This is a genomic window from Collinsella sp. wc0529 (genome assembly GCF_046116875.1).
Taxonomy (GTDB): domain Bacteria; phylum Actinomycetota; class Coriobacteriia; order Coriobacteriales; family Coriobacteriaceae; genus Collinsella.
On record NZ_JBJXBO010000003.1, the window covers coordinates 1 to 509 of the forward strand.

Genomic DNA, 509 nt, shown 5'->3' on the forward strand with positions numbered 1-509 from the left:
CGGACATGGCTCAGTTGGTAGAGCACAACCTTGCCAAGGTTGGGGTCGCGGGTTCGAGCCCCGTTGTCCGCTCCATTGCATTTCCGGACCGTCTCAAGCGGTCCTTTTTCGGCGAAGTGGCCAAGTGGTAAGGCAGAGGCCTGCAAAGCCTTTACCCCCGGTTCGAATCCGGGCTTCGCCTCCAGGCAACATCCGGGCGCTCCGGCGCCCGTTTTGTTTTACATATGCGGACATGGCTCAGTTGGTAGAGCACAACCTTGCCAAGGTTGGGGTCGCGGGTTCGAGCCCCGTTGTCCGCTCCAAGCGCAACAGCCCGACTACTACGGTAGCCGGGCTTTTTCGTACCCATCACATTGGCTCGAACTTTTTTCAAATTATTGGAAAATAGTTCTTGCATTCGGGTGGATCATCCCGTATATTAAATCCTCGCAGGCGGACATGGCTCAGTTGGTAGAGCACAACCTTGCCAAGGTTGGGGTCGCGGGTTCGAGCCCCGTTGTCCGCTCCAT

The 509-nt window shown here is 57.0% G+C and carries 3 tRNA genes; all 3 read left to right on the forward strand.

Annotated elements, in window-relative coordinates:
• Positions 1-110 precede the first annotated feature (110 nt).
• Positions 111-184, forward strand: a tRNA-Cys gene (locus ACKUTP_RS09670).
• A 42-nt stretch (positions 185-226) separates the two neighbouring features.
• Positions 227-302, forward strand: a tRNA-Gly gene (locus tag ACKUTP_RS09675).
• Between the two features lie 130 nt (positions 303-432).
• Positions 433-508, forward strand: a tRNA-Gly gene (locus tag ACKUTP_RS09680).
• Position 509 lies beyond the last annotated feature (1 nt).